Source organism: Pseudomonas sp. UBA5666, from assembly GCF_002420785.1.
GTDB lineage: Bacteria > Pseudomonadota > Gammaproteobacteria > Pseudomonadales > Pseudomonadaceae > Aquipseudomonas > Aquipseudomonas fulva.
Genome location: NZ_DIIQ01000031.1, coordinates 63,031 through 88,702 on the forward strand (window position 1 = coordinate 63,031; position 25,672 = coordinate 88,702).

Below are 25,672 nucleotides of genomic sequence, written 5' to 3' on the forward strand. Positions count from 1 at the left end.
CGCGCCTCTATAAATTGAGCCTCAACGCCGTTAGAATCGGGCCTTTTCCGTACAACCCCGTGGAGTGATGGCATGGCGGACGTAAAAAAGGTCGTACTGGCGTATTCCGGCGGCCTTGATACTTCGGTGATTCTCAAGTGGCTGCAAGATACCTACAACTGCGAAGTGGTGACGTTCACCGCCGACCTGGGGCAGGGCGAAGAGGTCGAGCCGGCGCGCGCCAAGGCTCAGGCAATGGGCGTCAAAGAGATCTACATCGACGACCTGCGCGAAGAATTCGTGCGTGATTTCGTGTTCCCGATGTTCCGCGCCAACACCGTATATGAAGGCGAGTACCTGCTGGGTACTTCCATCGCCCGTCCGCTGATCGCCAAGCGTCTGATCGAAATCGCCAACGAAACCGGTGCCGACGCCATCTCCCACGGCGCTACCGGCAAAGGCAACGACCAGGTTCGGTTCGAACTGGGCGCTTATGCCCTCAAGCCTGGCGTCAAGGTCATCGCGCCATGGCGTGAATGGGACCTGCTCTCGCGCGAGAAGCTGATGGACTACGCCGAGAAGCACGGTATCCCGATCGAGCGTCATGGCAAGAAGAAGTCCCCTTACTCGATGGACGCCAACCTGCTGCACATCTCCTATGAAGGCGGTGTGCTGGAAGATACCTGGACCGAGCACGAAGAAGACATGTGGCGCTGGAGCGTTTCGCCCGAAAACGCCCCGGACCAGGCAACCTACCTGGAACTGACCTACCGCAACGGCGACATCGTCGCGATCGACGGTGTAGAGAAGAGCCCGGCCACTGTCCTGGCCGATTTGAACCGCATCGGCGGCGCCAACGGCATCGGTCGACTGGACATCGTCGAAAACCGCTACGTGGGCATGAAATCGCGTGGCTGCTACGAAACCCCTGGCGGCACCATCATGCTCAGGGCGCACCGCGCCATCGAGTCGATCACCCTGGACCGCGAAGTCGCTCACCTCAAAGACGAGCTGATGCCCAAGTACGCCAGCCTGATCTACACCGGTTACTGGTGGAGCCCGGAGCGCGTCATGCTCCAGCAGATGATCGACGCCTCCCAGGTCAATGTGAACGGTGTCGTGCGTCTGAAGCTCTACAAGGGCAACGTTACCGTAGTCGGCCGCAAGTCCGACGACTCGCTGTTCGATGCCAACATCGCCACCTTCGAAGAAGACGGCGGTGCCTACAACCAGGAAGACGCGGCGGGCTTCATCAAGCTCAATGCGCTGCGTATGCGCATCGCTGCGAACAAGGGCCGTTCGTTGCTCTGATGCAGCAAGCCGTTCTGCAAGAACCCGGCCTAGTGCCGGGTTTTTTGTCTTTACTCCAGCGGGCTGACTGAAAGCCGGACACACTGGCCCCTCGGCACATTGCAGAACTGCCAGGTGCGAGCCGGCTCAGGCGCTTGTGCGAGCGCTTGCAACAACTCCTTTTCCATCAACTGACTTGCCTCTGGCCCGCTGAACATGAAGGTCATCGGCTCCCCATGCGCGATTGCGCTTGGCGTGGTCGTGGAGGTGATCTTGCGGGCACTCTGCGCACTGTCCACAGCTTCAGTGCGCGATCCAGCAGGCGTATAGAAGGACTTGTAATTGAAGTTCAGCGTCAGGAAGAACAAAGCGGTCAGAAAGAAGGGAAAACCAACCAGGAACCACGTGTAAAGCGTCTGGCTGGCTTCGCTGAGAAAAGGCAAGGTAGCCAGGGCGGAGGCTTCGATTATCCCAGCAAAGATGGCGACAATTGTCAGCGGAGCAACGGGTTGTGCTTGATTCATGGGCCTTCTCCTGCGCTTTCGTTACATCTATAGCCTAGGATCTTGCTCAGCTAAACCCTGCACTGTTTCCATGCCGCGGCTGCGCCTGGCTAGCGTTCGAAGCTTAATGAAAACCGTTGTCCGCGGTTGATGTGAAAGTTTCGGGAGTTGTCCTCCCGGGGAGTGTTATCCGCTTTTTTATAATTAGCTTGTAACAACTCTTCATATTGTGTGTAGGAAACTTCCGTAAGTTTAGTAATCCGTGTCTGTACGTCCGTTTCTAGGCGAAACGCCGCGCCATGAGTTCTTCTCTCGGTTATCGTAGCCTGCCAATGCAATAGCAATGAATGGATATCGCATGAACAAAGTGCTTATCGTGGATGATCACCCTGTGATACGTCTGGCCGTACGCATGCTGATGGAGCGGCATGGGTACGATGTCGTCGCTGAAACGGACAACGGAGTGGCCGCGCTGCAACTGACTCGGCAACATCTTCCCGATATCGTCGTGCTGGACATCGGCATACCCAAGCTCGACGGCCTCGAAGTCATCGGCCGCATGGCCAGTTCCAGCCCATGCAGCAAAGTGCTCGTACTGACCTCCCAGGCACCCGGCAACTTCTCGATGCGGTGCATGCAGGCAGGGGCGGCAGGGTACGTGTGCAAGCAACAGGAACTGACCGAACTGCTCAGCGCGATCAAAGCCGTGCTATCGGGCTATAGCTACTTTCCCAACCAGGCGCTGCACGCCTCGCGAGGGCGCAGCGGCGGCAGTGAAGCGGAAATGGTCAATCGCCTTTCGGCAAGGGAGATGACGGTGCTTCAGCAATTGGCGCGGGGCCGTTCGAACAAGGAAATCGCCGACAGCATGTACTTGAGCAACAAGACGGTCAGTACCTATAAGTCTCGGCTGCTGCTCAAGCTAAACGCTCGGTCATTGGTGGACCTGATCGAGCTGGCGCAGCGACAGGGGTTGAACTGATGGTATGCAGAGCCTCCTCCAGGGGAGCTCTGCGCCGAATTCGAGGCCCTGAACGGCGCAGTCAGGGGAGGGAACGGGGCCATCGAAGGCCCGCCAGCGACCACCTCCCTAGAGGTCGTAATCGAAATCGGCCAGTTGCTTCTGCAATCGACGTTCTTCCAGCAGATTGTCGATGGTGCGACGCTTGCTCAAATTGGTTTTCGCCGGTTCCACGTGCGGCTCGACCTCTTCTTCAGCTGTCACAAAATCATCTTCAATCGCGAGGTCGTCTTTATCAGTGCTCATGAGTCGCTCCACGGCAAGGGCCAATGGCCGACCTTATAACCATAAAGTGAGCGCTGGTAAAAAAGATTTTTTCAATCGAAGCGCAGTGTTTTTACTATTGCTTCAATCATCAGTGGTCTTGTGCTTGTATTCGCACAGGTCCTCGATTCGGCAACTGCCGCATCTGGGCTTACGGGCCTGACAGACATAGCGGCCATGCAAGATCAGCCAATGGTGTGCGTCGAGCAAGTAATCCTTGGGGACGAACTTGAGCAGTTTTTTTTCCACCTCCAGCACCGTCTTGCCCGGGGCGATGCCTGTGCGATTGCTGACGCGGAAGATATGGGTATCCACAGCCATCGCCGGTTGGCCAAACGCCGTATTGAGCACTACGTTGGCTGTCTTGCGGCCCACGCCCGGCAAGGCTTCGAGGGCCTCGCGCGTGTCCGGCACCTGGCCGCCGTGCCGCTCAATGAGCAGACGACAGGCCGCGATGACGTTCTTGGCCTTGCTGTTGTAGAGCCCAATGGTCTTGATGTACTGGCTCAGTCCGTCGACACCCAGCGCGTAGATAGCCTCAGGGGTATTGGCGACTGGAAAAAGCCGCGCTGTCGCCTTGTTCACACCGACATCGGTGGACTGCGCGGAGAGGGTCACGGCTACCAGCAGCTCGAAGGGTGTGGTGTAAGCCAGCTCGGTTTTGGGTGTCGGGTTATCTTCGTGCAGTCGACGGAAGATTTCTCGACGTTTGACGGCATTCATGAATTGGCAGCGTTCCTGGAGAACGTGAGCAGTCACTTGGACGCGCCTGCTCTAGGCAAAGCGCAGCAGCCCGTGGCTGCGCGCCATTGTCGCAAGGCGGAGCCCAATGCAGGCTCCGCTTGTGGGTCACTTGATGCGCTGACCGGGCTTGGCGCCGCTGTCGGGGCTGAGCAAGTAGATCTCTTCACCGCCAGGGCCAGCGGCCATCACCATCCCTTCAGAGACGCCAAAACGCATTTTGCGTGGCTTGAGGTTGGCGACCATCATGGTCAGCCGGCCTTCGAGCTGGGCAGGATCAGGGTAGGCAGACTTGATGCCGGAGAAAACGTTACGGCGTTCATCACCGATGTCCAGGGTCAATTGCAGCAGCTTGTCGGCACCCGGTACGGCTTCGGCCTTGACGATCAATGCCACGCGCAGGTCGACAGCGGCAAAGGTATCGAAGTCGACTTCCGTCGACAGCGGGTCCTTGTGCAGCTCGCCATTACCCACAGGTGCCTTGGGCTCCTCGGCGGCCAGCAGGTCTTCCTTGCTGGCCGCGATCATGTCTTGCACCTTGGCAGGCTCGATGCGGCTGAGCAGGGCCTTGAACGGGTTGAGCGTGTGATTTTCCAGGCGAGAGCGGTGATCGTCCCAGGTCAACGGTGCGACATTCAGGAAGGCCTCGGCATCGGCCGCCAGCACGGGCAGCACAGGCTTGAGGAAAATCACCAGTTGGCGGAACAGGTTGATGCCCTGAGCGCAAATGGCTTGCACTTCATCCTGCTTGCCCTCCTGCTTGGCCAGCGACCAGGGCGCCTTGTCGGCGATCCAGGCATTGGCACGGTCGGCCAGTGCCATGATCTCGCGCATGGCGCGTGCGAAGTCGCGGCCCTCGTAGGCCTCGGCGATGGACGGCGCAGCTGCCTGGAAGGCTTCTGTCAGCTCTGGCGCCGCATCACCGGCCACCATCACGCCGCCATTGCCTTTGTGGATGAACCCGGCACACCGGCTGGCGATGTTGACCACCTTGCCCACCAGGTCGGAGTTGACCTTCTGCACGAAGTCTTCGAGATTCAGGTCCAGGTCATCGACCCCGCGACCAAGCTTGGCTGCGTAGTAGTAGCGCAGGTATTCGGGTTGCAGATGGTCGAGGTAGGTACGGGCCTTGATGAACGTGCCCCGCGACTTGGACATCTTCGCACCGTTGACGGTGAGGTAGCCGTGCACGTTGACCGCGGTCGGCTTGCGCAAGCCCGCACCTTCGAGCATGGCGGGCCAGAACAGGGCGTGGAAGTTGACGATGTCCTTGCCGATGAAGTGGTAAAGCTCGGCGGTGGAGCCTTGGTTCCAGAAGGCGTCGAAGTCCAGGTCCGGGCGGCGCGCGCACAGGTTCTTGAAGCTCGCCATGTAACCGATTGGCGCGTCCAGCCAGACGTAGAAGTACTTGCCAGGCTCGCCAGGGATCTCGAAACCGAAGTAGGGCGCGTCGCGGGAGATATCCCACTCCTGCAGACCGGCATCCAGCCATTCGGCGAGCTTGTTGGCCACGGCGTCCTGCAACGTGCCGCTGCGCGTCCACTGCTGGAGCATGGCCTGGAAGTCGGGCAGTTTGAAGAAGAAGTGCTGGGAGTCGCGCAGCACCGGTGTAGCACCTGAAATGGCAGACTTGGGGTCTTTCAATTCGGTCGGTGCATAGGTCGCGCCGCATTTTTCGCAGTTATCGCCATACTGGTCTTCGGCCGCGCACTTCGGGCAGGTGCCTTTGATGAAGCGGTCTGCCAGGAACATGCCCTTTTCAGGGTCGAAGTATTGGGTCACCGAGCGGGTAGAGATGTGCCCCGCCTCGCGCAGTCGGGTATAGATCATGCCCGACAGCTCACGGTTTTCTTCGCTGTGGGTGGAGTGGAAATTATCGAAGTCCACCAGGAAGTCAGCAAAGTCGGCGCTGTGCTCAGCTTGTACGTTGGCGATCAGTTGCTCCGGCGTGATGCCTTCCTTCTCGGCCCGCAGCATGATGGCCGAGCCGTGTGCATCATCGGCACAGACATAGATGCACTGATTGCCGCGCAGCTTTTGAAAGCGGACCCACATGTCTGTCTGGATGTACTCGAGCATATGGCCAAGATGGATCGATCCATTGGCATAGGGCAAGGCGCTGGTGACGAGAATCTGACGTGGCTCGGACATGGTGGCTCGGCTACTTATCTGGCGACGGGTGAAAATGAGGATGATCGGCCACTATAAAGGGCTGACGAATATATTTCACCCCGCGTACGCATCTGCTGACGATTGACGGGTTAGGATAGGCGCTTGTTTTACATTCAGTTTGCCAACGGGAGTGTCCATGAGTGCCCTCAATCGCGCCGCCATCGAAGCCGTGCTTCGCCAGTACACCGACCCCTATCTCGAGCAGGATCCGGTCACTGCCGGTTGCGTGAGTGCCATCGAAATCCAGAATGGGCGTGTCAGTGTACAGATGCAGCTCGGCTACGCCGCAGGCCTGTTCAAGCAAGGCTGGGCGCAGGTGCTGGAAACTGCGATCGGTAACCTTGAGGGGGTGACCCACGCCCAGGTGAACATCGAGTGCGTGATCGCGGCCCACAAGGGCCAGGCTCAGGTGCCCGGTATGGCCAACGTCAAGAACGTCATCGCCGTGGCATCGGGCAAGGGCGGTGTAGGCAAATCCACCACTGCCGCCAATCTGGCGCTGGCACTGGCCCGCGAGGGTGCGCGCGTTGGCATTCTCGATGCGGATATCTATGGCCCCAGCCAAGGTGTGATGTTCGGCATCCCCGAAGGTACTCGGCCGCAGATTCGTGATCAGAAATGGTTCGTGCCTATCCAGGCCCATGGGGTCGAAGTGATGTCGATGGCATTCCTGACCGATGACAATACCCCCATGGTCTGGCGCGGCCCCATGGTTTCGGGTGCGCTGCTGCAGTTGGTAACCCAGACGGCGTGGAATGATCTCGATTACCTGGTCATCGACATGCCGCCTGGCACTGGCGACATCCAGCTGACGCTGGCGCAGAAAGTGCCGGTTGCAGGTTCGGTCATCGTGACCACGCCGCAGGACCTGGCGCTGCTCGATGCCAGAAAAGGCGTGGAAATGTTCCGCAAGGTCAACATACCGGTGTTGGGCGTGGTCGAGAACATGGCCGTACACATCTGCTCCAATTGCGGCCATGCTGAGCACCTGTTCGGCGAAGGTGGCGGTGAGAAACTCGCCAGCCAGTACGGCGTCGATCTGCTGGCTTCGTTGCCGCTTTCGATGTTGATTCGCGAGCAGGCCGACAACGGCAAGCCTACGGCTATCGCCGAGCCCGAGAGCCAGATCGCCATGGTGTACCAGGAGCTGGCACGCAAAGTAGGGGCGCGTATCGTACTGCGTGAAGCGGCAGCGCCAGCGATGCCGAGCATCACTATCAGCGAAGACTGATCAAGATCGGAGGGCGGCTCGGTGAGTCGCTCGTGCTGACGGGCCGTGGTTGTTGGAGGCCGATCCATGTTTAACGGGAGCCTTGACCACGGCCAGCATGCTCTGGCGCCTTCTGGCGAAATGACAGGCATAAAAAAACCCGCCGAAGCGGGTTTTTTTGAAAGCTAGAAAGCTCGATCGACTTAGGCGATCTGAACTTCTTCAGCCTGCATACCTTTCTGGCCGCGGGTAGCGACGAAAGTAACAGCCTGGCCTTCTTTCAGGGTTTTGAAGCCGTCAGCTTGGATGGCTTTGAAGTGCACGAACAGGTCGTCGCCCGACTGAGGGGTGATGAAGCCGTAGCCTTTCTCATCGTTGAACCACTTGACGGTACCGCTTTGACGATTGGACATTTTTCTGTCTCCTTGGACAATTTGATTTCGGTCAGGAAAAACCCCGCCCGGGACTGAGCGCAAAGAGAGCAGAAAATTCAGCGATGGGCCGATCAGGATCGTGCATCAAACTAGAGATTCTCGGTGTCACGTGCAGCACAGTGGCAACACCTTACCCCACTTTGCCCAAGCTGCCAATGGCCAGACGCCTCTTTACCCGAAAAGAGATCGACGGCAGCTGCAAGCCACGCCTTGCGGGCACTGTAGCGGCAGCGGGCGGCAAACGCCGGATGGAACTTTGAAGAGCGCGCCGGGACCGGTAAGATGCGCGTCTATCTTTACCTTGCAGACTCTTCAGGACATCCCGCCATGAGCATCAAATCGGACAAGTGGATTCGCCGCATGGCGCAGGAACACGGCATGATCGAGCCGTTCGTCGAGCGCCAGGTGCGTGGCGAACAGGATAACCGGGTCATCTCTTTCGGCGTTTCGAGCTACGGCTACGACGTGCGCTGCGCCGACGAATTCAAGGTCTTCACCAATATCAACTCGGCCACCGTCGACCCGAAGAACTTCGATGCCGGCAGCTTCGTCGACATCAAGAGCGACGTGTGCATCATCCCGCCCAACTCCTTTGCACTGGCACGCACCGTGGAGTACTTCCGCATCCCGCGCGACGTGCTGACCATCTGCCTGGGCAAGAGCACCTATGCGCGTTGCGGCATCATCGTCAACGTGACCCCGCTGGAGCCTGAATGGGAAGGCCACGTGACGCTGGAGTTCTCCAACACCACCACGTTGCCGGCCAAGATCTACGCCAACGAAGGGGTGGCGCAGATGCTGTTCCTGCAGTCGGACGAGCCATGTGAAGTGTCCTACCGGGACCGCGGCGGCAAGTATCAGGGCCAGCGTGGCGTCACCCTGCCACGTACCTGACCGACAGGCGTTGGGAATTTCACTGCCTTTTGACACTCCAACCTGTAACCCTGCCGATTTGCATAAAGCGGGTCGGCTGTTGTCAGGAGGTGCCAATGAAACTCCACCCAACGATCAGTGCGAAGTTGGCTGGCTTGCAGCCCAATCACATCGGGCTGCTGTCCTGGTCACTGCTGGCTGACCCATTGCCGATGAATGCTGGCGGTGTGCCAGGGCAGCCTGATCCGGACACGCCGCAGCCCGGCCAGCCGGGTGATACGCCCATGGAACCCGGTGAGCCTACCCTTCCCGATGAGCCGCCTCCGGCGCCCGTGGCCTGACGCATCTCATAGCGGCCATACCCGGCCGGCGCCCGCCAGATAGACCTGGCTGGTGCTGGCGGGCTCGATTTCCCAACCGCCCGTGAACTCCCCGAAAGCTGGCAACAGGCTGACGTGTTCGTCGATCAAAAAGCACGGCAGGCGAAGCCGTTGGCGGGCCCTGCCGCGCAATACGAAGACCGGGTGGACGTGCCCTGAAAGCACCGTGAGCGTCGGATGCTCCTTGGGTTCGTGTTGCAGGGCAAATGGCTCCACCACATAAGGTTCATCCACCACGTCGATCCCCAGCTCCACGGGTGGATCCCCTGCGTTGCGGTCATGGTTGCCGCGTATCAGCACGATGCTCAACCCGGGGTGACGTGCTCGCCAGGCTTGCACCCGGGCCAGCGTAGCCGGCGCCCGCGCAGTACGGGCATGCAGGAAATCACCCAGCACGATCAGTTGCTCGCACTCATGTTCGGCAAGCAGTGTGTCGAGCCGGGCCAAGGTGGCTTCGGTAGTGCCTCTGGGAACGGGTTGGTGCAAGGCCCTGTAGCTCGCCGCCTTGCCGATGTGCACATCGGCCAGCAGCAAGGCCTTGCGGGCCGGCCAATACACGGCTTTGTCCGGGAGCAGCCAGAGTTTCTGCCCGGCCAGTTCGATGGCGCAATGTGTCGTCATGTGTGGATCGCCAGGCCGTCGATGGCAAGCGAGATAACCGCTGCCCCATGAATGCGTTTGGTCGTTATCGGGTTCAACCTGCAATGCTCTCCAATTCCGCCACCATCCGCGCAATGCGGTCGGCCAGTTTTTCCGTGCTGAGGGTTTCACGCAGTCCTTCGACCAGCAGCGCGAACGCCAGCGGCCCGGTGCGCTCCATCACGCGCAAGTCCAGCCTGAGGTCGGTCAGCTTCAGTAGCTGGCCCCGAAGCCGATCGATTTCCAATTCTTCACTCAGTACCTCATCACGTGCCTGGCCCAGCAGCAGGTTGCCTGCATCGTGCTTGCGGAAGACCTCGTAGAACAGCCCGCTTGAGGCCTGGATCTGGCGCATGCTCTTTTGCGCCGCAGGATAGCCACCGAATACGAGCCCTGCGATCTGGGCGATTTCCCGGAACCGCCTCAATGCCATTTCCCCGGCATTGAGGCTGGCAAGCACATCCTCCAATAGATCTTCGGTACTCAACGCCCGGGGCAGGTAGCTGGCCCAATCCACCGGTCCAGGGCTAAGCAGCTCGAAGCCATAGTCGTTGACGGCGATGGAAACCGACAGCGGTTGCTCGCGGCTGACACGCCAGGCAATCAGGTTGGCCAGCCCCATGTTGGCCATGCGCCCGGCAAAGGGGTACACGAACAGGTGCCAGCCCTGCCTGGACTTGAACGTCTCTGCAAGCAGGGTCCCTGTCGTCGGCAGCGCCGACCACTGGGCTTGTACCGTGAGCAATGGCCTTACTGCGCGCATTTCAGGGCTATCGAAGCGCCCGTGCGCGGCGGCGTCAAGTTGTTGCACCACAGCGTCGGCCAGTTCGCTGGAAAGTGGCATGCGCCCGCCGTTCCAGCGGGCCACCGCCGCCTTTCGCGCGTTGCTGCGGCGTACATAGGCGGTCATGTTTTCCACGCGAACCAGCTCCAGCACGCGGCCGGCGAACACGAAGGTGTCCCCGGGCCTCAAGCGTGAGATGAACGCCTCTTCCACGCTGCCTAGGTTCTTGCCGCCACCGCCTTTGCTCCAGTATTTCAGGTGCAGCGAAGCGTCACTGACAATGGTGCCGATGCCCATCCGATGGCGGCGCGCCAAGCGCTCACTGGCAACCCGGTACAAGCCGTCGGGGTGCATTTCAACACGTTGATAGTCGGGGTAGGCGCTGAGCGAGCTGCCGCCATGGCAAACGAAGTCCAGTGCCCATTGCCACTGGCTGTCGCGCAGGTCGGCAAAGGCCCAGGTGCTGCGCACTTCAGCGAGCAGTTGCTGCGGATCGAACCCGCTGCCCAGGGCCATGCTGACCAGGTGCTGAACCAGTACATCCATGCACAGGCGCGGCGACCGGCGGCCCTCCAGGTGGCCTGCCGCCAGGGCCTGACGCATGGCGGCGGCTTCCACCAGCTCCAGGCTGTGGGTGGGCACAAGGGTGATGCGCGAGCGCCGTCCAGGCGCATGCCCGGAACGCCCTGCGCGCTGCATCAAACGGGCGATCCCTTTTGCCGAACCGATCTGCAGGACGCGCTCGACCGGCAGAAAGTCCACGCCCAGGTCCAAGCTCGATGTACAGACGACGGCTTTGAGCGTGCCTTCCTTGAGGCTGCGCTCGACCCAGTCGCGGGTGTCACGTGCCAGGCTGGCGTGATGCAACGCAATCAGGCCCGCCCAGTCGGGGCGCTCTTCGAGCAGGGCCTGGTACCAGAGTTCGGCCTGCGCCCGGGTGTTGGTGAAGACCAGGCAACTGCTGCTGGCGTCGATTTCCCGGCTCACCTGCTTCAACATTTTCAGGCCGATATGCCCTGCCCATGGGAAGCGCTCGATGTGCTCGGGCACAAGGGTATCGACCTGCAGCACCTTGTCCTGGCGCCCGCGCACCAGCTGACCACCTTGGGGCAGCAACACGTCCAGGGCATGCTGCAGGTTGCCGAGGGTGGCCGACAACCCCCAGGTCGGCAGGCCAGGGTGCCAACGGCGCAGGCGGGCCAACGCCAGTTGCAGCTGAACCCCCCGCTTGTTGCCGAGCAGCTCGTGCCACTCATCGACCACCACCATGCGCAGCGTCGCGAAGTCATTGCTGGCCTGGGCTCGGGTCAGCAGCAGCGTCAGGCTTTCAGGTGTGGTGACCAGCACGCTGGGCATGCGCCGGGCCTGGCGTGCGCGCTCGGCGCTGCCCGTGTCGCCGCTGCGCACGCCAACGCTCCAGGGCAGGCCCATCTCGTCGATAGGCGCCTGCAGCGCCCGAGCCGTATCGGCTGCCAGGGCGCGCATGGGGGTGATCCAGATGACCTGGAGTGGCGCCGCGTGACGCCCCTGGGCCTGGGCCTTGAATGCCCGCAGGGCCGCCAGCCAGACCGCATACGTCTTGCCAGCGCCGGTGTTGGCATAAAGCAGGCCTGACTCCCCCCGCTCGACGGCGGCCCACACCTTGCGCTGGAAAGCGAACGGCTTCCAGCCGCGTTGAGCGAACCAGGCATTGGCAAGATCGGTGGTGGTGGGCATCAGGCAGGCAGTCCCTCGAAGGCTGTGCTTCTAAAGACCACCGCTGCAAGGTATTGGTTTACTTGTCAGTTGGCCAGCAGATTGCCGCTGCGGCACACCTGCTCGCCGGCGACATGGGCGATCACCATGCCTGCCGTGGCCATGCGCCGCACGCTGCGCGCATACAGCAGTCCAGGCTGGCTGTTGCGCAGGGGCATGACGCGATCACTGAGCGGGTCGATGACCTCGGCAATCAGTTGACCTGCCTCCAGGTACTGCCCTGGCTTGGCGTGGTACACCAGCAACCCGCCCGCCACAGCCGTGATCGGCTCCACAGCAGCCAGTGGCGTGGCTGGCCAGCGCAAGGGCGGCAGGGCAGGGGCATGGCCCTGGATAACGCCAGCATGGGTCAGGAAGTCGAGAATGGCCTGGCAGTCCTGACGCGCCAGGTCATGGCTCACATCAGCCTGACCGCGCAGTTCGAGGGTGACCGAACACGTGCCCGCCGGGATGGGGAAGCGTTTGCCAAAGCGCTGTTGCAGTTGCCACCACAGCAGGCTGAAGCACTCGTCAAATGACTGCCCGCCCGAATCAGTCGCCAATAGGCTGGCCTGGACACCCAGGTAACGGGCCAAGGGCTCGAACTGCGGCCAGGCGTCTGGAGTGGTGTAGAGGTGTTCGACGGCCTCGAAGTCGCAGTGCAGGTCCAGAACCAGGTCGGCATCGCACGCCAGGCGCTGCAGGATCAGGCGCTGCGCTTGCAGGGGGGTACGTGCCGGATGGGCATCCAGGCCGCGGCGCAGGTATTCGCGGATCAGTGCCTGGTTGTGGAGCGGGTCCTGGGTCAGGTGGGCCTCGACCTGATCACCGATGGTGTCTGACAGGTCGACGAAATTGCGGTTGAAGTTCTCGCCACTTTGCAACTCGAACCGGCCCAGCGGGGCGTCGAGCAGCACCTGCTCAAGGCCCACTGGGTTGGCGACCGGCACCAGGATAACCTCGCACTGCAGGTGGCCTTGCTGGTCCAGTTCCAGCAACTGGCGCTTGAGGTGCCAGGCCACCAGCATGCCGGGCAATTCGTCGGCATGCAGCGAGGCCTGGATGTACACCTTGCGACCACTGCGTGGCCCGAAGTGAAAACTGTGCAGTTGGCGGGTTACCCCAGGAACAGGGGAAAGAATGTCGTGGGTCGAGTGGTGCATGATGGTCCTGAATACGGGGCTGTACGGTCTGGGGCACGGGTTGAGCCTTCAGATGAAAGCACAGTTTCGCCGCCAGCGCCTCACGCCAGCCCCTCGCCGCCACCTGCGATCCCGATCAGGCCAGCAAGGCCTGCAAGGTCGCCAAGTCGTCAGCCTCCTCGACAGGCTTGTCCAGACGCCAGCGCAACATGCGCGGAAAGCGCACGGCAATGCCGCTCTTGTGGCGCTTGGACAGGGCGATGCCTTCAAAGCCCAGCTCGAACACCAGCGTAGGCGTGACGCTGCGCACTGGGCCGAAGGTTTCCTGGGTGGTCTTGCGCACGATGGCATCGACCTTGCGCATCTCCTCGTCGGTCAGGCCGGAATAGGCCTTGGCGAAGGGGATCAGCGTGCGGTCCGGGGTGCCGGCAGGGCTGTCCCAGACCGCGAAGGTGTAGTCGCTGTACAAGCTGGCGCGCCGTCCGTGACCCCGCTGGGCGTAGATCAGCACGGCATCGACGCTGAACGGGTCGATCTTCCACTTCCACCAGGTGCCCATGTCCTTGGTGCGGCCAACGCCATACAGGGCCTCGCGCTGCTTGAGCATCATGCCTTCCACGCCCAGGCTGCGTGACTGCTCCCGCTGCCGGGCAAGGTCCGCCCAATCGGGCCCTTCGAGCAGTGGGGAGAGCAATACAGGTGCCAGTGGGGAGGCCTCAAGCACGCGCTCGAGCTGCGCGCGCCGTTCATGCTGCGGGCGACTGCGCCAGTCCTCGCCTTGCCACTCCAGCAAGTCATAGGCCTGCAACACCACCGGGGCATCGCTCAGCAATCTCTTGCCCAAGGTCTTGCGACCCAGGCGCTGCTGCAGCAGGGCAAAGGGCTGCACGGACGCCTCTGCCTTGGCATCGCTCGCTTTCCAGACCAGGATCTCGCCATCGAGCACCACGCCATCGGGCAGGGTCTGGGCCAGGCTCTGCAACTCGGGAAAACGTTCGGTGACCAGCTCCTCGCCGCGCGACCAGACCCACAACTGCCCGTCGCGCTTGACCACCTGTGCCCGGATGCCATCCCACTTCCATTCGATTTGCCAAGCGCTGGGCGGCCCGAGCAGCGTATCGAACTGTTCGACCGGGGTCTGCAGAGGGTGCGCGAGAAAGAACGGATACGGCTGCCCACCACGCTGGCTATGCTCGTCGGCAGATTCGGGCGCGATCAGTTGAAGGTAGCGCTCGGCGGTTGGCCGGTGGCTGATGTCGGTATACCCGACCAGCCGCTGGGCTATCCGCTTGGCATCCAGCTCCGCCAACTGGGCCAGGGCACGCGTGACCAGCAGCTTCGATACGCCGACGCGGAAACTGCCGGTGATCAGCTTCAGGCACAGCATCAGGCTGGGGCGATCCAGCCGTGCCCATAAAGGTGGCAGACGTTGCTGGAGCTCTTCCGGGGGCAGGCCGCGCAACGGCAGCAGGTAGCTTTCGACCCAGTGCGCCAGGCCTTCGTCATCGCCCTCCTGGGTGTCGGGCAGCAGCAGCGAAATGGTCTCGGCCAGGTCGCCTACCGCCTGGTAGCTTTCCTCGAACAGCCAGTCCGGCAGCCCTGCCATCGCGCCGGCCAGTTCGCGCAGTACCCGAGTGGGTACCAATTGACGCGGCCGCCCGCCAGCCAGGAAATACACCGCCCAGGCGGCGTCCTGGGCCGGTGCGCTGGCGAAGTATTCACGCAGGGCCTGGAGCTTGGCATTGCTGGAGGTGGTGCCATCGAGGCGCAGGTACAGTTCGGCGAAGGCTTTCATGCGCCCGTCTCCCCAGCTGTAGCGTCATCTTCCTCACCGTATTCGGTAACGAATGCGCGGGCGTCGAGCCCCTGTTCATTCAGGTAGCGCACCAGCACGCCCACCGATCCATGGGTGACCATGACCCGTTCGGCGCCTGTCTGGCCGATGGCCCACAGCAGCCCAGGCCAATCGGCGTGGTCCGAGAGCACGAAGCCCCGGTCCACACCGCGTCTGCGCCGGGTGCCGCGCAGCAGCATCCAGCCACTGGCGAACGCGTCGCTGTAATCGCCGAAGCGTCGCATCCAGCTGCTGCCGCCAGCGGACGGCGGGGCCATCACCAGGGCGGTGCGCAATAGCGGGTCGTTGCGTGCAATATCGCCGGCATAGCGGGTTTCAGGTAAATACACGCCCGCTTCGCGATACACCCTGTTCAGCGGCTCGACGGCGCCGTGCACCAGAATCGAGCCGATGCTGGGGTCCAGGCCATGCAGGATGCGCTGCGCCTTGCCGAAGGCGTAGCAGAACAGCACGCTGGCCTTGCCCTGTTCGCTGTTGGCCCGCCACCAGGCGTTGATCCCGGCGAACACATCCGCCTGGGTCGGCCAACGGTAGATGGGCAGGCCAAACGTCGATTCGGTAATGAAGGTATGGCAGCGTACGGGCTCGAACGGCGCGCAGGTGCCGTCGGGCTCGACCTTGTAGTCGCCCGACGCCACCCACACCTCGCCTTGATACTCCAGGCGCACCTGCGCCGACCCCAGCACATGCCCGGCAGGGTGCAGGCTCAAGGTCACGCCGTGGTGCAACAGGCGCTCGCCGTAGGGCAGGGTCTGCAAATTGACGTCCATGCCCAGGCGGCTGCGCAGGATGCCGGCGCCCGGGTCTGCGGTGAGGTAGTGGCGATTGCCGGAACGCGAGTGGTCACCGTGGCCATGGGTGATCACGGCGCGGTCTACCGGCCGCCAGGGATCGATGTAGAAATCGCCGGGCGGGCAGTACAGGCCTTCGGGTCGAGCGATGACGAGGTCCATGGCACACGCACTGGTAGGGAGTTACCAGTTAGGAGCCGCTGCGGCCAGGGGAAGTTCGACCGGTGGTTTCTTCACCCCTTGACCGCCGCAAGCGCTGCACGCCGCCGGCCGTTTCTACTTGCCCGGTACCAGGGTCAGGCGCTGGGTGCCATAGGCACGCGCGAAGTGCTGAGGCGCAAGGGGCATGACAGCGAAGCGGCCCTTGAACCAGGCCTCAAGGCCATCCCCGTAATGTGGGCTGGCCGGATTGCCGGACTGGCCGCTGCTGGTCAGCACCTGGAGGGGTTCAGCCTGGCTGAAGTCCACGATCAGCCGCGCCGATGCCGGCAGGCGGGTGACGAAGTCGCTTCCCCAGGCGTAGGGGGTGAAGGCAAGCGTGCTGAAGTCGCCGCCTGCAGGCTGCGCAGGGCGGCTGATGGCATCACCCAGCCCATGGTAGGCCGGTGCAGGCCATTGGTATTGGTGCAGTTTGCCCCATTGCCAGGCGCTGCGGTCGGTGCCCAGTTGGGCGATGCCCGTGTCCATTGCCGCGACCAGGCTGCGGGCCAGGATGGCGGGTTTGTCTTCCTTCTGTGGCGTACTGCGGTCGTCCCAGAACGGGCTGTCATCCCGGCCCAGCAGGTGATCGGCCTGTGCCGAGAACGACAAGCGTGCATTGCTGACCAATGCCTGCCAGGCCGCTCCCGCTTCCGGTCCCAAGTCATCGAGGAATGTCTGACGGGCGACAGCCTGGAGGAACAGGGCGTACAGCGCAGCATCTGCCGACACTGGGCTCAAGCGACCATCGAATGCCTTGAGCCTGGCCAGCGCCGTACGGGCCTTTTCGCGCTGATCGGCGGGCAAGGCATTGATGGCCTGCTGCAGCGGGCCTGCCATGCCTGGCGCTTCGAACATCTGCTTGAGCTTGCCGGCCAACAAGGTGACCTGGTCGTTCTGCAGCGCCATCAGGCTGCGGCTATCAAGGCGGCCACTGCCGGCGAGCTGGCCCAGGCGCTCGGCACGCTCCGGGTAGTACCAACTGCTCGACAGCTGCATGCCGTAGCCGCGCGGCAGGCTGCGCTGGTTGGCGTGGCCGATCCAGCCAGCGGTCGGGTCCTGATCGTATGGGTGCAGCATGGGGTCGGCATAGCCATCCCAGTCATAGCGCCCATCCCACCCCGGCGAAGGCAACAGGCCTTGGCCTTCTCGGCGATTGGGGTAGCGCCCGCTCACCTGCCAGCCAATGTGCGATGCTTCGGCGAAGACGAAGTTCAGCGCCGCAGCCGTGACATCACGGGTGCTGTCGAATGCGCGCTCCACGGTCTTGGCGCGGGTCAGGTCGAACAGTGCATCAAGGCTGCGATCGCCCTTGAACTGCGGCAGGTTCAGTGCAAGGCCCAGGCTGGCATTGCCCGACTGGCCAAGTAGCGTGCCATGGCGGGTGTCGTGCATCACTTCGCGCACTGGGCGCTCGCCGCGCACCAGGAAGGTCTCGGTGTGCGCCCTGGCTGCAACCCATTTGCCGTCCGCCAGGTAACTGACCTGATTGCCCTGGTGGCGCAGTTTTTCCAGGAACAGGTCCTGGTTGTCGGCCATCACCGCGCTGCTGGTCCAGGCCAGCTGGCCGTTGTAGCCAGCCAGCACGATCGGCAGGCCCGGCAGCGACAGGCCGGCCACTTGGTACTTGCTGGAGTGGATCTGCACCGGGCTCAGCGCCCAGGCTGCACGGCTGTCGCTGGCCAGCAGGCTCTTGCCGCTGCGGCTGCGTTGCGGGCCGATGGCCAGGTTGGCCGAACCGGGACTGCCCAGCAGATCAAGGTCGCCCAGTTTTTGACTGGCAGCTGCCAGGGCAGACAACCCCGGCAACTGACTGGCAAGGTCCAGGCCCTTGAGCTTGGCTGCTTCGCCTTCGGGAAGCGGTTCGTCGGCGGCACCGGGTAGCAGCCAGGCCAGCTTGTCGCTGCCGACTTTCTGCGCCAGGGTCAATGCACTGATCTCTTCTTGCAGGTTGACCGACTGACTGAAGGCATACAGCGAAAACATCAGCGCGCAGTCTTCGGGCTTCCAGTACTCGGGGCGGTAGCCGCTGTTGGCCAGGTCCGCTGGCAGCTTGTCGCGGTAGCGGAACAGGTAGGCGTTGACCCCGCGCGCATAGACGTCGAAGAAGCGCTTGAGCCGTGGCGATGCGTCGGCGTACAGCTGCGCCGCGCTTTGCTTGAGGTTGGCCGCCCGCATCAAGCGGTCGATATCCAGTGCATCACGGCCGGCCACTTCAGCCATGCGCCCTTGGGCGAGCAACCGCATGGCGACCATCTGCTCGATCCGGTCCCCGGCATGCACGTACCCCAAGGTGAAGAGCGCGTCATGGAACGAGCTGCTCTCGATCAGCGGAGCGCCCATGGCATTGCGCCTGACCGACACGTTCTGGGCCAGGCCCTTGATCGGCTGCACGCCGCTGGACGGCGGCAGGCTGTCCTGTTGGGCGGTGGTCTGGCAACCGGCCAGGCCAAGTGAACCGAGCAGCAGGGCAGCCGTTGCAGCGCGCGGGCGGAAAAAGAAAAGGGCGGGGGCGGCCATGGCAAGGCTCCTGCAAGGCGTAGCGGGTATGGAAAGGCGCTAAGGTAGTGAGCAGGCCGCCTGGGTGCAAGGCCTGCCCCGGCTTTATTTCGGCACACTGCCCCAGCGGTGGATGAGTGGCAGGACTCTGTCGGCAATTTGCCAATCCGTGGCCATGACGCTGGGGTACCCAAGCGCGCCTTGCAGCGGGTCAAACCTCGAAATGCTCAGCCATGGCGTCGGAAAAGTGCGTGCAGTTGATGCGGGTGTACTGCACATAGTTACGTGTGATCGCAAAGGATTCGCCAGGCATGAGCAGCACATCGTGCTGTTCGAGTTGGCGCACGAAAGGATGCAGGTCGGCGATATCGGGGTGATGGACCCACAGAAACATGCCGCCTTGGGGCGTGATATCGAAGCGCCAACCACGGTCTGTCAGCGTGCGCTGGGTCTGGGCCTGCTGTCGAATCAGGCGTTGCTGCAGATCGCTCATGTGCCTGGCGTAGGTGCCGTCGGTGAGGATGGTGTTGACGAAGCGCTCGCAGAACGCAGGCACCGCCACGCAGGTGAGCAGTTTCAGGCGCATGAGCGGTTCGACCAGTGCAGCCGGGCAAGCGATGTAGCCCACGCGTAGCGAGGCGGACAGGCATTTGGAGAAACTGCCGATATAGATGACCTGCTGCAGGTTGTCCAAGCCGGCGAAGGTCTGGCGTACACCCGGGCTGAAGTCGCCATAGACATCGTCTTCGACGATGTAGAAGCCGTGTTCGATCGCCAGTCTCAGCACGCCGAAGGCGTTGTGCGGGCTGACGTTGCTGCCGGTGGGGTTGTGGAATGTGCTGTTGCAGAAGAATGCCTTGACCTTGTGCTGGACCAGGTGCCGCTGCATGTCCTCAAGGTCCGGGCCGTCTTGCAGCCGACGGATGCCGATCACGTGCCCGCCGGCCAGCTGGATCAGCTTGATCAGGTTACCGTTGCAGGGCTCGTCGACGAACACGTGGTCGCCAGGGGCGATCAGCAGACGGGCCACCAGGTCCAGGGCCTGGGTGGCGCCCAATGTGCTGAGTAATTGCTGTGGACCTACATCGATCTGGGTCATGCGCCGCAGGTGCACGCACAGCTGCTTGCGCATGGGCAGGTAACCCTGGATGTCGCCGTAATCGGCCAGCGAGCTTTGTTCCAGGCGCGCCGTGCGACGCACAGCCTTGGCCAGCAGCTCGGTGTCGCGCCAGGCAGGGGGCAGCCAACCGCAGCCGAGCTTGGTGTAGTGCTGGCCGCCTTGCAGCAGTTTGAACAGCGCGTCCCCGGCCATATGCCCAGGTGCCTCGTCTCTGGCTGGCGGCCGAGCGGTGCCGGCCATGAAATAGCCACGCCCTGGCACGGCCGTCAACAGCCCTTCGCTGACCAGGCGCCCATAGCTGGACACGACCTCGTGGTAGGTCGCACCCGTGCTGGCCGTGAGCTTGCGAATCGACGGCATGCGTTGCCCTGGCAGCCATTCGCTGGCAGCCAGACGCTGCCGGAGTTGATGAAGCAGAGTGTCAGCACGCATCGACGGGTCCGCCAGTGTTAGAAAAAACAGCCTAACAGTTAGCTGGAAACCGCGTCGACTGTTCGCCCGTGCTCGGCCGATCAATGAGAAGCTTCGGCGCATTCCATTCCTGCATCATCAGCGAGCACGCCATGACCGAAACCCTGCCAGCACGCACCTACCTGTATTTCATTGCGCAGTCGGTCAACCTCACCACGGCTGTGATGTCCGTGACCATGGCGGCCCTGGTCGGTGCTGCTCTGGCGCCCGATCCTGCGTGGTCAACGGTGCCCTACGGGTTTCAGTTTCTCTGCGTGATGCTGGCGACCTACCCGGTGTCGTGGCTGATGGGGCGCATCGGTCGTCGGCGCGCGTTCATGCTGGGTGCTCTACCCTTGGCCCTATCCGGCGTCAGCGGGTTCCTGGCCGTGCAGCACCAGCACTTTGTTGCCCTGATACTCAGCCACTGCGCATTGGGGGTGTATATCGCGTTCGCCAACTTCAACCGGTTTGCCGCTACCGACAACCTGACGCAACACCTCAAAGCGCGGGCGCTCTCACTGGTGGTGGCAGGCGGAGTGATCGCGGCAGTGGTGGGGCCGGCCTTGACCGGTTGGCTCAGGGATGTGGGTGGGTATCCGCTGTTCTCGCTGTGCTACGCCGCCTTTGTCGGCCTGGCGCTCGTGTCGTGGTTGATAGCCCTTTGCTTGCCTAAAGAGAAACCGGTCAATCGCCCGCAGCAGGGCCTGCGAGCGTGCGAGGTAGGGCAGCTTGCGTCACGCAGGGTGCTGGTGGTGGCGATGAGCGTGGCAGCGCTGGGGTACGGCATCATGAACCTGTTGATGATCCAGGCTTCGCTGCACATGAAAGGTATGCACCAGGACTTCTCCGACGTGCGCATGGCCATCCAGTGGCATGTCGTGGCGATGTTTGCGCCTTCGTTCTTCACTGGCAGCATCATTCAACGGTTGGGCATCAAGGTGACGATCTGTGCCGGGTTGGGCCTGTTCGTGGTGAGCACGGCCTTGAACATGGGGTCTGGCAGTTATGCCGTGATGACGGCGGCACTGATAGCCCTGGGCCTGGGCTGGAACCTGACCTACGTGGGCGGGGGGGCGCTGCTGGCGCAGGCATTGCAAGATAGCCCGGGGGCGATGCGCCTGCAGGGCAAGAATGACCTGGCCATCGCCGTGTGTGCCACCCTCGGCGCCTTTACGCCATCCTTGTTGCTGGACACCGCAGGCTGGACGGGCACCAACGGTCTATGCATGGTGCTGTGCCTGGGGCTGTTGCTGGCCACCGCGCTTCGGTTGCCAGCCAAGCCAGGCACCTCGGCGCCCGGGCTGCAGACCGCACCGCGCCCGCGCTAACGGACAGGCGCGGTGCTGTCAAACGGCGGGACGGCTATCAGGCGCCGTGGCACTTCTTGAATTTCTTTTCGCTGCCGCAGGGGCACGGGTCGTTGCGGCCAACATCCTTGAGGGCGTTGCGCACCGGCTCCTGGTGACCGTGGTTGCAGTGCGGCCCGTGGACGTGGCCGTGGCCGTGATCATGGTGATGATCGTGGTCGTGGTCGCAGTCAGGGCCGTGAACGTGAGGCTGTTGGGACATTGCAGGGTTACTCCAGGTAATGATCGCCGGGCATTATCTCACCACCGCGCAACAAGTGCAGGTTCCGATGGATCAACAGGCCGGTGCCCAGTTCGGCCTTGAGCGTGTACTTCAAAGGCTGGTGGCTCTTGAGCATCTTGGCCAAGGGCTTGAGGCGCTGCCACAGGTTGGTTCGGGCGGTGATCTTGAAGGTGCGCTGGTCGTGCCCGCCAACACTGCGCCACAGGCTGGCTTCGTCTTCTGCCAGCAGCACATCGTTCAACCGCAGGGCATAGGACAGGTTGCGGATGAACAGGCGGCTGTCGTTGGGGTTTTCCACCCGCACGTGGAGCACGAATTCCTGTTGCAGCAGGCGGGCCTTGACCGTTTCCACCCTGACCAGGTGGATCTCCGGTTGCCGCCATTGCTCACCACCCCAGCTGACGCAGCCGGCCAGGAGCATCACCAACAAGGCAGGCAGCAGGACACGCAGGCGGGTCATCATGCTCAGCCACCCACATAGCTGGCGCAGCATTTCTTGAATTTCTGCCCGCTTTGGCAAGGGCAGGGATCGTTGCGCGTGGCGTTCAGGCCAACGGTGGGGTCGATGAAGTACCAGCGGCCATCGTGCTGCACGAAGGCTGAGCGCTCGCGGTGCTGGTGATCACCGTCCTGGTCGTGCCAGCGGGCAGTGAAGGTGACGAAGCCGTGTTCAGGCTGGCCACCGATCAGCTCGGCGTCTTCCACTTCCAGGCCCAGCCAGGTGCTCTGGGCACTCCAGGCGGCCATGGCGGCGCGATCGAGGCCGGCCTGTTGGGCTGGCAAGGTGGTCGCCACCAGGTAATCGACCAGCCCCAGCACATAGGCGCTGTAGCGTGAGCGCATCAGGGCTTGGGCGTCCGGTGCAGGCGTGCCGGCGTGGTAATGCCCGCAGCAGGCGTCGAGCACGTTGCCACTGCCGCATGGACAGACCGAAACACTCATCATCACCACCAGTATTTGCCGAAGTTTTCAGGGTTGGCCCAGAACCGCGCATTCAGCCAGTCAGGGACCTGCTTGTAGTCATGTAGATCATAGGTGAACAGGCTCAGCACCTGCTGGTCGCGTTGAAACTTCTCACTGGCCGACAGGGCCAGGGCGAAGAAGTCCGTGTCTTGCCAGCCGCAGGCGGCCAGGTCGGCCAGCACTGCGACTCGACTGGCGTTGAGATTGCGAATGCCACCCAGCAGTTCCAACCCGTTGCGCTTGGGCAGGTGTTCCAGGCAATCGACCAGAAGCGCCAGGTCGAAGCGCTGGGCTGCCAGTTCAGCCGGCAGCGGGCCCGGCGGCGCGCACGCCAGGCTCGCTTGTGGGTGGGCCTGCAGGAAGGCGTCAAGTGCCGGGAACCGCGTGCCCACCAGCAACAGGCGTTGCGGGGACACGCGCTCGAGCAAGGCGGCAAGCGCCTGCTGCGGTGTGCGTTGGGAAAAACCGTCGGTCATTGCCAGTCCTCATCAAGATCAGCCAAGACTATCGGGCCAGAGCCTGTCGGCATAGGGCCGTGGCATCCGGTCATGGCAAATAGCTGGCAGGCTGTGCAAGCAGCGTCTTTACTGCCCTGATCGGCCACGATGCCGATCCCCCCAAAAGAGGCGATGAGATGAGCATAGTACGCACAGCTGTACCTCTGGTTCTGCTCACCAGTGTGTTGACTGGTTGCGCGGGTTTGCAAAAAACCGACTGGCCCAAGTGTGCGGCGGTCGGCGGTGTGGGCGGCGCAGCGCTGGGCGCGATCGAAAGCTCGAGCTGGGCAGGTTGGGGCGCACTGCTCGGGGGCGGCCTTGCAGCGGGGTATTGCTGGGCCCATGGTGATGGCGACGAAGACGGCGATGGCGTACCCGACAGCCGTGACAAGTGCCCAGGGACGCCGCGCGGCGTCCAGGTCGATGCCAACGGTTGCCCGCCGCCTGCACCGCAGGTCGAGGCCGTGGTCGTCGAGCAAGTGGTGGTCGAGAAAGAAGAGGTGATCGTGATCCGCGATGTGCATTTCGAATTCGACTCTGCACGGCTGACCGCCGCCGACAAGCAGCGCCTCAATACCATCGCTACGCGCCTGAAGCAGGAAGCGCCGTCGGCCCGCCTGAGCGTGAGCGGCCACACCGACAGCGTGGGTGCCGACAGCTACAACCAGAAACTTTCCGAGCGCCGTGCCCACTCGGTCACCGACTATCTGGTCGAAAGCGGCATCCCGCGCAACAGCTTCGTGTCCGTGGTCGGGGCTGGCGAATCCCAACCTGTGGCTGACAACGCCACCGCCGAGGGGCGTGCCATGAACCGTCGTACGGAGATCAAGATCCAGCGCTGAAGCAGCAGCGCCCGCCCAGCGTATCGGCGCGGGCGCTTTGCAAACGCCATAGACGGTAATGGCCGGTGCCCATACATTGCCAAGCGCAGTGTGCGCTGGCGTGAGTCCCGACCGAGCGGTTAATGTGAAATGGTCGCGTTGGCCATCCCGGCAGTACGCCATACGGTGGGGCAGAGCATGAAATTCATCTTGAGCCTGGGCAAGCTCCTGACCATAGTCTTCTGGGGTGTAGTGCTGTACAACCAGATGGTGCCGCAACCTGTGCCGCTGAACCTGTTGATCAACGCCACGGGCCTGTTGCTGGTGCTGCTGCATTTGCTCGAAATGCTGTTTTTCAATGCCAGTCTGCGCGGCCGTAGCCATCGCTGGTTCGACCGTCTGCAGATCCTGTTGACGGGCATTTTCCACATCATGTCCATCCCCCGCGCGCAAGAGGCGCCACGAAATGCGTAATCTGATGTTGTTCGCCCTGTTGGCTGCGCCGCTTGCGCAGGCACAGAACCTCGAAGTACCCGCCAATTCCATGCTGCGCTTGCCGACCAAGTCGGCCGAGGTGCATCTGGAGCAGCTCAGGGTGGCGGACGATGCCACCTTGCTGCTTCCCGCCACGCTCGCCTCGCTGACGGTCGATCGGCTGGAGCTGGGCCGTGATGCGCGTATCGCCGTGGCGCCGGCCGATACCCCGCTCCTGATCGAAGCGGCCAGTGCCAGCCTGGGTGAAGGCAGTGAGTTCAGTGCGCCGGGCGCGCCTGGGACTTATGAACGTGCCGCGCGTTCAGGGCGCGGGCTCGACCTCAAGCTTGCCCAGGTGCAGGGCGAACAACTGTCCATCGACGCCCGCGGCGGCGCGGGTGCGCCAGGGTTCGCCGGGCTCGATGGTGCCAACGGCCAGGCCGGTGGTTGCACCTGGGGCCGTGCCAGCCGTGGCTTCAATGGGGATGATGGCGGCAATGGCCACGACGGAGCACCGGGTGGTCGAATTCGCCTGAGCGTGCCCGAGGCCTTCCCTGCCGAGCGCATCAGGGTGCGCCTGGACGGTGGCGCGCCGGGCAAGCCTGGGGCAGCAGGCCAGGCGGGCAAGGGCGGTGCGAGCAAAGGTTGCCTGGTCTACCGCACCTCGCCGGGCAACAGTGGCCGCGCCGGGCAACCCGGTCAGCCAGGCCTTGCCGGGGCTGCCGGCGAGCTGATCCTGCAGCGACTCTGATCGCTGCGGGTACGCTCAGAACATCAGGCGGGCACTGGCCACGGCGACCACGGCCAGGCCCAGCAGCAGGTTCACCCCCACCATCCGGCGGATGCGCCCCAGCACGGCCGCCGCGCCTGGCCAGTCCTCGGCCTGGACCGCCGTTTTCATTTCTGGCAGCAGCAACGCCTGGATGCGCATGAACAGGGCGAACATGACGATACCGCCCCCGATCATCACCTGGACATACCGCGGCGCAGTTTCGAAGCCATTGAAGCGCAGGTGAATCATGCCCACGCCGCTTATCGCCAGAATCGCCACGGCCACCCAGACCCAGCCGAAGAAGCGTCGGAAAACTTCCACCCACAACCGCAGCCTGGCAGGCCCGTCCAGCGCTGCACCCGTTGCCGGGCGCAGCACCATCCAGGCGAAGAACATGCCACCCACCCACACCAGGGCGGCCAGAACGTGCAGAGTGTAGGGCAGGGCAAAGGCAGTCATCCGGATCTCCATGC

At 62.8% G+C, this 25,672-nt stretch carries 26 protein-coding genes; 9 read left to right on the forward strand and 17 right to left on the reverse strand.

Going from position 1 to position 25,672, the window contains the following annotated elements:
- The first annotated feature begins 72 nt into the window (after positions 1-72).
- The gene (locus B2Y33_RS14250; protein WP_023535267.1) at positions 73-1,290 is read left to right on the forward strand and encodes an argininosuccinate synthase; all 1,218 of its coding nucleotides are present in this window, start codon (positions 73-75) and stop codon (positions 1,288-1,290) included.
- Between the two features lie 50 nt (positions 1,291-1,340).
- Here the strand turns inward: B2Y33_RS14250 and B2Y33_RS14255 are convergent, their stop codons facing one another.
- Positions 1,341-1,793: a hypothetical protein gene (locus B2Y33_RS14255; RefSeq protein WP_027915345.1), complete on the reverse strand. Its 453-nt coding sequence runs from the start codon at positions 1,791-1,793 to the stop codon at positions 1,341-1,343.
- 337 nt (positions 1,794-2,130) lie between these two features.
- On the opposite strand from B2Y33_RS14255, the gene B2Y33_RS14260 reads away from it, so the two are divergent.
- Positions 2,131-2,754 (forward strand): response regulator transcription factor, encoded by a 624-nt coding sequence (locus B2Y33_RS14260; RefSeq protein WP_023535252.1) that lies wholly within the window; start codon positions 2,131-2,133, stop codon positions 2,752-2,754.
- A 108-nt stretch (positions 2,755-2,862) separates the two neighbouring features.
- On the opposite strand, the gene B2Y33_RS14265 is transcribed toward B2Y33_RS14260, so the two are convergent.
- The 3 genes from B2Y33_RS14265 to metG form a co-directional block, all read right to left on the reverse strand.
- Entirely contained in the window at positions 2,863-3,039 is a 177-nt protein-coding gene (locus B2Y33_RS14265) for a PA3496 family putative envelope integrity protein (protein WP_027915344.1), read from the reverse strand.
- Between the two features lie 102 nt (positions 3,040-3,141).
- Positions 3,142-3,780 (reverse strand): endonuclease III, encoded by a 639-nt coding sequence (nth, locus tag B2Y33_RS14270; RefSeq protein WP_028687592.1) that lies wholly within the window; start codon positions 3,778-3,780, stop codon positions 3,142-3,144.
- A gap of 126 nt (positions 3,781-3,906) precedes the next feature.
- On the reverse strand, positions 3,907-5,949 hold the full coding sequence (gene metG, locus B2Y33_RS14275; RefSeq protein ID WP_206405952.1) for a methionine--tRNA ligase: 2,043 nt from the start codon (positions 5,947-5,949) through the stop codon (positions 3,907-3,909).
- A gap of 157 nt (positions 5,950-6,106) precedes the next feature.
- Here metG and apbC point away from each other — a divergent pair, with 157 nt between their 5' ends.
- Positions 6,107-7,201, forward strand: coding sequence for an iron-sulfur cluster carrier protein ApbC (gene apbC / locus B2Y33_RS14280; protein WP_027915341.1), 1,095 nt, complete (start codon positions 6,107-6,109; stop codon positions 7,199-7,201).
- 182 nt (positions 7,202-7,383) lie between these two features.
- Here apbC and B2Y33_RS14285 read toward each other — a convergent pair whose 3' ends face one another.
- Positions 7,384-7,593 carry a cold-shock protein gene (locus B2Y33_RS14285; protein WP_016488765.1) on the reverse strand — a complete coding sequence of 70 codons (210 nt, stop codon included), beginning with the start codon at positions 7,591-7,593 and terminating at the stop codon, positions 7,384-7,386.
- A gap of 348 nt (positions 7,594-7,941) precedes the next feature.
- Between B2Y33_RS14285 and dcd the strand changes: the two genes are divergently transcribed.
- Positions 7,942-8,508 (forward strand): dCTP deaminase, encoded by a 567-nt coding sequence (gene dcd / locus B2Y33_RS14290; protein ID WP_023535255.1) that lies wholly within the window; start codon positions 7,942-7,944, stop codon positions 8,506-8,508.
- Positions 8,509-8,603: 95 nt separating this feature from the next.
- Positions 8,604-8,828, forward strand: a complete 225-nt coding sequence (locus tag B2Y33_RS14295; protein ID WP_027915340.1) for a hypothetical protein — start codon at positions 8,604-8,606, stop codon at positions 8,826-8,828.
- 6 nt (positions 8,829-8,834) lie between these two features.
- Here the strand turns inward: B2Y33_RS14295 and pdeM are convergent, their stop codons facing one another.
- The 7 genes from pdeM to B2Y33_RS14330 all read right to left on the reverse strand — a co-directional run bounded on the left by pdeM (position 8,835) and on the right by B2Y33_RS14330 (position 20,061).
- Complete coding sequence (gene pdeM / locus B2Y33_RS14300) at positions 8,835-9,488, reverse strand: ligase-associated DNA damage response endonuclease PdeM (RefSeq protein ID WP_027915339.1); 654 nt, start codon at positions 9,486-9,488, stop codon at positions 8,835-8,837.
- Positions 9,489-9,561: 73 nt separating this feature from the next.
- Positions 9,562-12,006, reverse strand: coding sequence for a ligase-associated DNA damage response DEXH box helicase (locus B2Y33_RS14305; RefSeq protein WP_028687594.1), 2,445 nt, complete (start codon positions 12,004-12,006; stop codon positions 9,562-9,564).
- A 65-nt stretch (positions 12,007-12,071) separates the two neighbouring features.
- Positions 12,072-13,187, reverse strand: coding sequence for a succinylglutamate desuccinylase/aspartoacylase family protein (locus tag B2Y33_RS14310; protein WP_206405951.1), 1,116 nt, complete (start codon positions 13,185-13,187; stop codon positions 12,072-12,074).
- Positions 13,188-13,302: 115 nt separating this feature from the next.
- Complete coding sequence (locus tag B2Y33_RS14315; protein ID WP_206405950.1) at positions 13,303-14,961, reverse strand: ATP-dependent DNA ligase; 1,659 nt, start codon at positions 14,959-14,961, stop codon at positions 13,303-13,305.
- A complete protein-coding gene (locus B2Y33_RS14320; protein ID WP_206405949.1) occupies positions 14,958-15,974 on the reverse strand; it encodes a ligase-associated DNA damage response exonuclease in 1,017 nt (338 codons plus the stop codon). The genes B2Y33_RS14315 and B2Y33_RS14320 overlap by 4 nt, the downstream gene beginning before the upstream one ends.
- A gap of 114 nt (positions 15,975-16,088) precedes the next feature.
- Positions 16,089-18,530: a penicillin acylase family protein gene (locus B2Y33_RS14325; protein ID WP_128610778.1), complete on the reverse strand. Its 2,442-nt coding sequence runs from the start codon at positions 18,528-18,530 to the stop codon at positions 16,089-16,091.
- Between the two features lie 190 nt (positions 18,531-18,720).
- A complete protein-coding gene (locus B2Y33_RS14330; protein ID WP_206405948.1) occupies positions 18,721-20,061 on the reverse strand; it encodes a PLP-dependent aminotransferase family protein in 1,341 nt (446 codons plus the stop codon).
- Positions 20,062-20,192: 131 nt separating this feature from the next.
- On the opposite strand from B2Y33_RS14330, the gene B2Y33_RS14335 reads away from it, so the two are divergent.
- Positions 20,193-21,410, forward strand: a complete 1,218-nt coding sequence (locus B2Y33_RS14335) for an MFS transporter (protein ID WP_206405947.1) — start codon at positions 20,193-20,195, stop codon at positions 21,408-21,410.
- Between the two features lie 37 nt (positions 21,411-21,447).
- On the opposite strand, the gene B2Y33_RS14340 is transcribed toward B2Y33_RS14335, so the two are convergent.
- Genes B2Y33_RS14340 through B2Y33_RS14355 form a run of 4 tightly spaced genes read right to left on the reverse strand, consistent with a single transcriptional unit; the run spans position 21,448 to position 23,111 of the window.
- A complete protein-coding gene (locus B2Y33_RS14340; protein ID WP_027915332.1) occupies positions 21,448-21,651 on the reverse strand; it encodes an SEC-C metal-binding domain-containing protein in 204 nt (67 codons plus the stop codon).
- Positions 21,652-21,658: 7 nt separating this feature from the next.
- Entirely contained in the window at positions 21,659-22,135 is a 477-nt protein-coding gene (locus B2Y33_RS14345; protein WP_206405946.1) for an LEA type 2 family protein, read from the reverse strand.
- A gap of 2 nt (positions 22,136-22,137) precedes the next feature.
- Positions 22,138-22,614: a YchJ family protein gene (locus tag B2Y33_RS14350; protein WP_049696456.1), complete on the reverse strand. Its 477-nt coding sequence runs from the start codon at positions 22,612-22,614 to the stop codon at positions 22,138-22,140.
- 2 nt (positions 22,615-22,616) lie between these two features.
- A complete protein-coding gene (locus B2Y33_RS14355; RefSeq protein WP_027915329.1) occupies positions 22,617-23,111 on the reverse strand; it encodes a DUF6231 family protein in 495 nt (164 codons plus the stop codon).
- A gap of 158 nt (positions 23,112-23,269) precedes the next feature.
- On the opposite strand from B2Y33_RS14355, the gene B2Y33_RS14360 reads away from it, so the two are divergent.
- The 3 genes from B2Y33_RS14360 (at position 23,270) to B2Y33_RS14370 (ending at position 25,178) form a co-directional block, all read left to right on the forward strand.
- Positions 23,270-23,974, forward strand: a complete 705-nt coding sequence (locus B2Y33_RS14360; RefSeq protein WP_027915328.1) for an OmpA family protein — start codon at positions 23,270-23,272, stop codon at positions 23,972-23,974.
- A 177-nt stretch (positions 23,975-24,151) separates the two neighbouring features.
- A complete protein-coding gene (locus B2Y33_RS14365; protein WP_027915327.1) occupies positions 24,152-24,427 on the forward strand; it encodes a DUF1145 domain-containing protein in 276 nt (91 codons plus the stop codon).
- Complete coding sequence (locus B2Y33_RS14370; RefSeq protein ID WP_027915326.1) at positions 24,420-25,178, forward strand: hypothetical protein; 759 nt, start codon at positions 24,420-24,422, stop codon at positions 25,176-25,178. The genes B2Y33_RS14365 and B2Y33_RS14370 overlap by 8 nt, the downstream gene beginning before the upstream one ends.
- A 15-nt stretch (positions 25,179-25,193) precedes the next feature.
- On the opposite strand, the gene B2Y33_RS14375 is transcribed toward B2Y33_RS14370, so the two are convergent.
- Positions 25,194-25,658 carry a CopD family protein gene (locus B2Y33_RS14375; protein ID WP_059183274.1) on the reverse strand — a complete coding sequence of 155 codons (465 nt, stop codon included), beginning with the start codon at positions 25,656-25,658 and terminating at the stop codon, positions 25,194-25,196.
- Between the last annotated feature and the right edge of the window lie 14 nt (positions 25,659-25,672).